The organism is Flavobacterium sp. RHBU_24, from assembly GCF_046613695.1.
In the GTDB taxonomy this organism is placed as follows: Bacteria; Bacteroidota; Bacteroidia; order Flavobacteriales; family Flavobacteriaceae; genus Flavobacterium.
In genome coordinates, this window is record NZ_JBKJHD010000027.1 from 24026 (window position 1) to 31927 (window position 7902).

Here is a 7902-nt window from a genome sequence, read left to right on the forward strand (position 1 = left end):
TATAATTGCGTACGACACTTAAATTATGATTTTGTGAATTGATGAACGAGATAAAACTATTTTGCCCCGCTACCATAGCCAACGTTTCCTGTGGGTTTGACGTGCTGGGCCTGTGCCTGGAAAGCGTGGGCGATGAGATGACCATAACCAAAACTGCCGAAAAAGGCATCCGCATAACCGAAATCATCGGTGCGGAGTTGCCGCTGGAAACAGAGAAGAACGTGGCGGGCGTAGCGGCATTGTCCTTAATCGAAGCCCTTCAACCCGATTGCGGTTTTGAAATCAGTATTACAAAAAAGATAAAAGCCGGCAGCGGTATTGGTAGCAGCGCGGCAAGCGCGGCGGGCGCTGTTTTCGGCATAAACCAATTATTAGGAAATCCGCTTACCAATACCGAACTCGTATACTACGCTATGCAGGGCGAAAAACTGGCTAGCGGTAGCGCCCACGCCGATAACGTAGCACCTGCACTGCTGGGTGGTTTTACGCTGGTACGCAGTTACGACCCGCTGGATGTTATTGCCATAAAAGCGCCAAATGAATTGTATGCCACAGTTATCCATCCGCAGATTGAACTGAAGACCAAAGACGCGCGCTCAGTACTTAGGGAAAACATCAGCCTTAAAAAAGCCACCATACAGTGCGGCAACATCGCCGGGCTTATTAGCGGTCTGTACACTAACGATTATGACTTAATCGGCCGCTCCTTGCACGATGAGTTGGTCGAGCCTGTACGCAGTATCCTCATACCGAAATTCGCCGAACTTAAAGCTGCAGCAAAAGAAGCCGGAGCGCTGGGCGGAGGTATTTCTGGGAGTGGGCCATCAGTATTTGCTCTGAGCAAAGGCAGGGAAAACGCCGAGGCGACCGCAAAGGCAATGAAGGCCGTGTTAGAACCGATTGGAGTGCCTTTTGAGGTGCATGTTTCAGGGATAAATGCGGAGGGGATGAAAATTTTACACGTGTAATTTTATTCACAAAAACACGTGTAAATAAAATTATCACTAACTTTGTTATATTAAAGACATTGATTATGAGCACTAAACTGACGCTGACGATAAAGGATAAAGATATTATTAAAAAAATGAAAGAATTTGCCAAGGAGCAAAATAGAAGCCTTTCTGATTTGGTTGAAAATTATTTTAAATCGGTTGCAAAAAGTAAGTTTGAAATTAAAAAAGATGATGAACTGCCGCCGATTACAAAATCTTTAAAAGGTTCTTTAAAACTTCCTGACAATGTAGATTATAAGGAAGCACGTTACAAATGGCTAGAAGAAAAATATCTTAAATGAAGCACATACTTATTGATAGCGATGTAATTATAGACTTCCTTATCGACCGGCATCCATTTTCTGAACATGCAATAAGTATTGTGGCATTATGCGAAAAACAAATCATTAAGGGTTACATAACACCTCTTATTATTGCCAATGCGTATTACATACTTAGAAAAGGCAATAGCCATACTGCAATACTTGACCAAATAAAAAGACTGCTGAGTATTATAGATGTTGCTGAAATTAATAAAGACAGCATACTACAGGCTTTAAACTCCGACTTTAAAGACTTTGAAGATGCGCTACAAAATTTCTCTGCTGAAAGAAATGGAAACATTTCAATAATAATTACCCGAAACGTAAAAGATTATAAGAAAAGTGCTTTGGCAGTCTTTACACCTGAAACATTTTTAAAAGAAAATTTTTAACAACTAACCTGATTAATGAAATACTACAGCTTAAACAACCACGATATAAAAACCGGTTTTAAGGAAGCCGCCATAACCGGTATAGCCAAAGACAAAGGGCTGTACTTCCCTGAGAGCATTCCGCAACTGGATGCTGATTTTATAGCCAACCTTGAAGATTACAGCAACGAAGAGATTGCCTACCGTGCCATAGCGCCGTTTGTGGGCGATGAAATTCCGGAAGAAAAATTACGCCAGATTGTAGCTGAAACACTCTCATTCCCTTTCCCTGTAGTGCCGATTAGGGAAGATGTATATGCGCTCGAACTTTTCCACGGGCCTACCATGGCGTTTAAAGATGTAGGCGCACGGTTCATGTCGCGTTGCCTGAATTATTTTACACAAGGCGAAGGCAAAAAGATAACCATACTGGTAGCTACATCCGGCGATACCGGCGGGGCTGTGGCAAGCGGCTTCCTCGGTGTGGAAAACATCAATGTCGTCATACTTTACCCATCAGGAAAAGTAAGCGATGTGCAGGAAAAACAACTTACCACTTTAGGGCAGAATATAACCGCCTTAGAAGTTTCGGGTAACTTTGACGATTGCCAGGATATGGTTAAGAAAGCGTTTCTTGATGAGCACCTTAAAGATGTGAGCCTTACTTCTGCAAACTCAATAAACATAGCGCGCTGGCTGCCACAGATGTTTTATTACTTCTTTGCATACAAAGAGTTAAAAGCTAAAGGCAAACCCTTAGTGGTGAGCGTGCCAAGTGGCAACTTTGGCAACATTTGCGCCGGCCTTATGGCGAAGAAAATTGGCTTACCCATAGCACATTTTGTAGCATCTACCAATGCTAATGACACTGTGCCCCGTTTTATGGGCAGCCAGAAATATGCTCCACAGGCAACCGTAGAAACCCTTAGCAACGCAATGGATGTTAGCAACCCCAGCAACTTTGTGCGTGTGCTGGAACTTTTTGATAAAGAATTCGGCCCACTTAGTAGCGAACTTACCTCCTACCCTTTTACCGATGCAGAAACTATAACCGCCCTGCAAAAGGTGTATGCTGAAAATAAATACCTGTGCGACCCGCACGGTGCAGTGGGCTATCTGGGCCTTAAAAAATACATGGAAGCCCACCCGGGTTATACCGGTGTGTTCCTGGAAACAGCGCACCCTGTAAAGTTTGCCGAGAGTATTACCCAAAACCTCGATATAGATATTGCTATACCTGAACAGATAGAGAGCGTACTGCACGGCAAGAAAGTGGCACAACAGATAAGCAACTATGAGGAACTGAAAGATTTTTTGCTTAAAAAGTAAGCCGGTACCCATGGCGCTTGTTTTTATTTCCTGTACAGTTTTCGTAAGTATTGGAGATTATCTATAACCATAAATAAAAATTATAATAATAGTGCTTTATCCAAATTAAAGTCTATCTTTGCTAAAATTAAATAATTACAATGCAAGAAGGTACAGTAAAATTCTTCAATGAAGAAAAAGGTTTTGGTTTTATTACACCAAACAATGGCGGAAACGAAGTTTTCGTTCACGTTTCAGGTTTAACGGAAAACATTCGCGAGAATGATTCAGTTCGTTACAACGTGGAAGAAGGCCGTAGAGGTCCAAACGCAGTAAACGTAGTCGTAGCATAATTTATATACTATCACAGTTACAAAGAACAGCGCCCAGTATTGGGCGCTTTTTTTATTTAAATAAATTCAAAATATAGTTTAATTTTATAGCGTATTAATTGTTTTTGCAAGTAATAGTATATTAAAATTATCAATATGAAATTAGCATTAATAAAATCACTATTACTGCTCGGCATAATTGTTTTCATCTCGTGTAAATCAACAAGGGCAACAACCTCAGAAAAATCTTTTGCAAAAGGGGCCGATGTGGGATGGCTGCCGCAAATGGAAGCTACCGGATATACATTTTATGATACTGATGGTTCTGAAAAAGACTGCCTGCAGCTTTTAAAAGACCGGGGCATAAATACCGTACGCCTGCGTGTGTGGGTAAACCCTTCTTCCGATAAGGCAAGCGGCCACTGCAGCCCCGCGGAAACTGTAGCTATGGCAGTTCGTGCACAAAATATGGGCATGCGTATCATGATTAATTTTCATTACAGCGACTCCTGGGCCGATCCCGGGAAGCAAAATAAACCGGCCGCCTGGGCAAACCACACATTCCCCGAACTTTTAAACGACGTATACCAACATACTTATAATGTACTAATGATGCTAAAACAAGCCGGTGTAACGCCGGAATGGGTACAGGTAGGCAATGAAATTCCCGGCGGGATGCTGTGGCCGGAAGGCAGTACAAAAAACTGGGATCAGCTGGGACAGTTACTTAACAAAGGATATGACGCTACAAAAGCTGTAAACAAACAAATCAAAGTTATTGTACATCTTGATGAGGGTAATAACAATGCAAAATTCAGGGATTTTTTTGATAACGCTACGGCGCAAAAAGTTAGGTATGATGTAATAGGCCTTTCTTATTATCCCTACTGGATAAAAAGCGATTATAAAGACAACATTGCCGACCTTGAAAACAATTTAAAAGACATGGCTTCTCGATACGATAAAGAAGTAATGGTAGTCGAAGTGGGTGGCGAAGATACCCTTGTACAAAACACGCACGATATGCTTATTGCTGTTATTGAGGCTGTAAAGAATGTTCCCGGCAATAAAGGCCTGGGTGTAATTTACTGGGAGCCGCAGGGAGCCAGAAGCTGGAGCCACTACCCGCTTAGCGCATGGCAGAAAGATGGCAGGCCTTCCCCGGCACTGGATGCTTTAAAGGATTGAAACTCTCTGATTGGTATTTATGTAAATAACTACTGCAAATTATATATAACAAAAAATAATGCCTGAAAAAGTTAATCCCTATTTGGCTACTGCCTTGTTAGTCGTGCTATTTTTAGCTACAACATTACAGGCGCAAAACCATGAAATTAAAGTAGACCTTAAGCAGGAAATTGCACCTATGAAACCTGTATGGGCCTGGTTTGGCTATGATGAGCCTAACTATACCTATATGAGTGATGGCAAAAAACTACTTACCGAACTTGCAGAATTGAGCAGACCGACACCGGTATACGTGCGCACCCACAGCCTGCTGGTAACAGGTGATGGCGAAGCCGCGCTAAAATGGGGGTCTACCAACGCCTATACCGAAGATGCTGCCGGAAACCCAATTTATAACTGGAGGATTGTAGATAGCATTTTTGATACCTATGTATCTCGGGGCATGAAGCCCCTGGCGCAAATAGGGTTTATGCCCCAGGCACTGTCTACAAGCCCTGCCCCCTACAGGCATCACTGGAAACCTGGCGACCCGGGCACCGATATTATAACCGGATGGGCTTATCCGCCGAAAGATTATGATAAATGGCGCAACCTGGTATACGAGTGGGTAAACCACTGTGTTACCCGCTATGGCCGTAATGAAGTAGAAACTTGGTATTGGGAAGTATGGAACGAGCCTAATGGCTACTATTGGAAAGGCACCCGCGAAGAATTCTTTAAGCTGTATGACTATGCCGCCGATGGTTTAAAACACGCGTTGCCTACCGCAAAAATTGGCGGTATCAATGTTGCCGGTACCCGCGGGCAGGAAGCCAGGGACTGGACAAACGATTTTATTAAGCACTGTATAAAAGGCACTAACTATGCCACAGGTAAGAAAGGCACCCCACTGGATGCGATTCTTTTTCACGCAAAGGGCCAGCCGAAACTTTTAAACGGAACAGTAACTATGGATATGGCTCCGCAGCTAAACGACATACAAACAGGTTTTAATATTGCAATGTCGTACCCTGAAACAAAGCACCTCGCTGTTATAGTGGGCGAGTCAGATCCGGAGGGATGCGCGGCCTGCGGTATGGCGACCAATCCTGAAAACGCCTACCGCAACGGCACCATGTATTCAAGCTATACTGCAGCAAGCTTTGCGCGAAAGTACCTGCTGGCCGACCAGACAAAAGCAAATTTTCTGGGTGCGGTATCGTGGTCCTTTGAATTTGAAAACCAACCTTGGTTTTATGGGTACAGGGACCTGGCAACTAATGGTGTAGACAAGCCCGTACTTAACGTATTCCGTATGTTTGGGATGATGACCGGTAAACGCGTAGAAGTGCAAAGCAACCGTATGTATCCGCTTGAAGAAATACTAAAGTCAGGCGTGCGCGGGGCATTGTCTGACATTGGCGCACTGGCTACAAAAGATAAAAATTCGGCTGCGGTAATGGTGTGGAATTATCACGACGATGACAGGCCCGGCCCTACCGAGACGGTAAACCTCAGTATTGAAAATGTCCCTGCAAAAAATGCTACGCTCAAGATATATAGTATTGATAAAGAAAACAGCAACTCTTACGAGGCCTGGAAGAAGATGGGGTCGCCGAAAAAGCCTACGGAACAGCAGATAATTATCCTTGAAAATTCAGGTAAACTTAAATGTATAGCAACTACACAAGTAAAAATTTCGTCAGGTAAAACCACAGTACCTATAAAGCTGGAGCGCCAGGCAGTAGCCCTTATTAAGCTTGAGTGGTAAAACATTACAGTGGCAATCTATAATAGATATGCTTTTGTTTAAGTTATTGCCGGCATAACAAAATTAAAAGCTAATAACATTTATGCATTTTTGATTTATATTAGCAACACAAACCTAAAAATGATATGAGCTATACCCCCTCCTCTTCCCGTTACGAAAAAATGGATTTCCGCCGCTGCGGAAAAAGCGGCCTTAAACTGCCTGCACTGTCCCTTGGCCTTTGGCATAACTTTGGCTATGTAAACGATTTTGAAAACAGCAGGAATATACTGCATACCGCTTTTGATAACGGCATTACACATTTTGACCTTGCCAATAATTATGGACCGCCGCCGGGCTCGGCAGAGGAAAATTTCGGTAAAATATTGCATACAGATTTTGCCGGCTACCGCGATGAACTTATCATTTCCAGTAAGGCAGGTTACACCATGTGGGATGGCCCCTATGGCAACTGGGGCAGCAAAAAGTACCTGGTATCAAGCCTTGACCAGAGCCTGAAGCGGATGAAGCTGGACTATGTGGATATTTTTTATCACCACCGCCCCGACCATGAAACACCTCTTGAAGAAACTATGGCCGCGCTTGGCCTTATTGTGCAGCAGGGTAAAGCGCTGTATGTAGGCATTAGTAATTATAATGCGGAGGAAGCACAGCGAGCTATTACACTTCTTAAGGAAATGGGTACACCCTGCCTGATACACCAGCCAAAATACAGTATGTTTGTACGCGACCCTGAAGATGGCCTTATGGATGTGCTGGACAATAACGGCGTAGGCTGCATCCCTTTTTCACCGCTTGCACAGGGATTGCTTACAGACAAATACCTAAACGGTATACCGGGAGACAGCCGCGTGGCTACCAGTGGCCAATTTTTAAATGAAAGCCATATTACCCCTGAGAAAATAGAAAAAATTAAGAAACTGAATGATATAGCACTGCACCGAGGGCAAAAACTGGCACACATGGCGCTTTCATGGCTGTTAAAAGATGATAGGGTAACCTCTGTACTTATAGGAGCAAGTAAGCCGGAGCAGGTTACAGATTCATTGCAAAGCCTTAATAACATACATTTTAGTACGGAGGAATTAGACGCTATTGAAGCTATACTAAAATAGGGTGTAAATTCCCACTAAAAACACCTGACATGTTGAAAATATGTCAGATATTTTTCTAAGTACTGGTCTCCTTTAAAATATAACAGAGGCCCCCGCTGCAATTGCAGCGGGGGCCTCTTATTTTTGGAGTTTATTTAATGTGCAGCCGTTAGAACACGATGCGTTTAGAAACCACGCCTTTGTCGGTGGTGATTTCTACGATAAGTACCTGTTGCTGTACGTTTAGGTTGCCTGTAACCGTTTCGGTAGCGTTTATGCCCTCCTGGGTATACAGTTGCCTTCCGCGCACGTCAAATACTTTTACGCCGCCCATCAGGGCTGTGCCGGTGTTGATGCTTATCGCGTCGCCCTGCTTAAACACAACTACGCTGTTTGCATCAAGTATTGGCGTAGTGCCAAGGGCCGATGCCTGGTAGTGTACCTCAAAGCGGCCCTCAAAGTTGCCTGCCTCGGTGGTAAAGGTATAGTCATATTCGCTTAGGTTGCGCAGCACCCCTTCCTGAAGGTCTTTCAGGTAAATGGT

General features: G+C 43.6%; 9 protein-coding genes. 8 read left to right on the forward strand and 1 reads right to left on the reverse strand.

What is annotated here, in order from left to right; genetic code table 11:
* Window positions 1–41: 41 nt before the first annotated feature.
* The 8 genes from ACLI09_RS17280 to mgrA all read left to right on the forward strand — a co-directional run bounded on the left by ACLI09_RS17280 (window position 42) and on the right by mgrA (window position 7379).
* Window positions 42–968: a homoserine kinase gene (locus tag ACLI09_RS17280; protein WP_411420898.1), complete on the forward strand. Its 927-nt coding sequence runs from the start codon at window positions 42–44 to the stop codon at window positions 966–968.
* A gap of 65 nt (window positions 969–1033) precedes the next feature.
* Window positions 1034–1294 carry a DUF6364 family protein gene (locus tag ACLI09_RS17285; RefSeq protein ID WP_411420899.1) on the forward strand — a complete coding sequence of 87 codons (261 nt, stop codon included), beginning with the start codon at window positions 1034–1036 and terminating at the stop codon, window positions 1292–1294.
* Window positions 1291–1707, forward strand: a complete 417-nt coding sequence (locus ACLI09_RS17290; protein WP_411420900.1) for a PIN domain-containing protein — start codon at window positions 1291–1293, stop codon at window positions 1705–1707. Before ACLI09_RS17285 ends, ACLI09_RS17290 begins: the two co-directional genes overlap by 4 nt.
* Window positions 1708–1722: 15 nt before the next feature.
* Complete coding sequence (thrC, locus tag ACLI09_RS17295) at window positions 1723–3015, forward strand: threonine synthase (RefSeq protein WP_411420901.1); 1293 nt, start codon at window positions 1723–1725, stop codon at window positions 3013–3015.
* A gap of 140 nt (window positions 3016–3155) precedes the next feature.
* Entirely contained in the window at window positions 3156–3347 is a 192-nt protein-coding gene (locus ACLI09_RS17300) for a cold-shock protein (RefSeq protein WP_411420902.1), read from the forward strand.
* A gap of 135 nt (window positions 3348–3482) precedes the next feature.
* Entirely contained in the window at window positions 3483–4514 is a 1032-nt protein-coding gene (locus ACLI09_RS17305; RefSeq protein ID WP_411420903.1) for an arabinogalactan endo-beta-1,4-galactanase, read from the forward strand.
* Between the two features lie 58 nt (window positions 4515–4572).
* Window positions 4573–6264, forward strand: coding sequence for a GH39 family glycosyl hydrolase (locus ACLI09_RS17310; protein WP_411420904.1), 1692 nt, complete (start codon window positions 4573–4575; stop codon window positions 6262–6264).
* 125 nt (window positions 6265–6389) lie between these two features.
* The gene (mgrA, locus tag ACLI09_RS17315) at window positions 6390–7379 is read left to right on the forward strand and encodes an L-glyceraldehyde 3-phosphate reductase (protein ID WP_411420905.1); all 990 of its coding nucleotides are present in this window, start codon (window positions 6390–6392) and stop codon (window positions 7377–7379) included.
* Between the two features lie 148 nt (window positions 7380–7527).
* Here the strand turns inward: mgrA and ACLI09_RS17320 are convergent.
* A partial coding sequence (locus ACLI09_RS17320; RefSeq protein WP_411420906.1) for a T9SS sorting signal type C domain-containing protein occupies window positions 7528–7902 on the reverse strand: 375 nt, incomplete at its 5' end.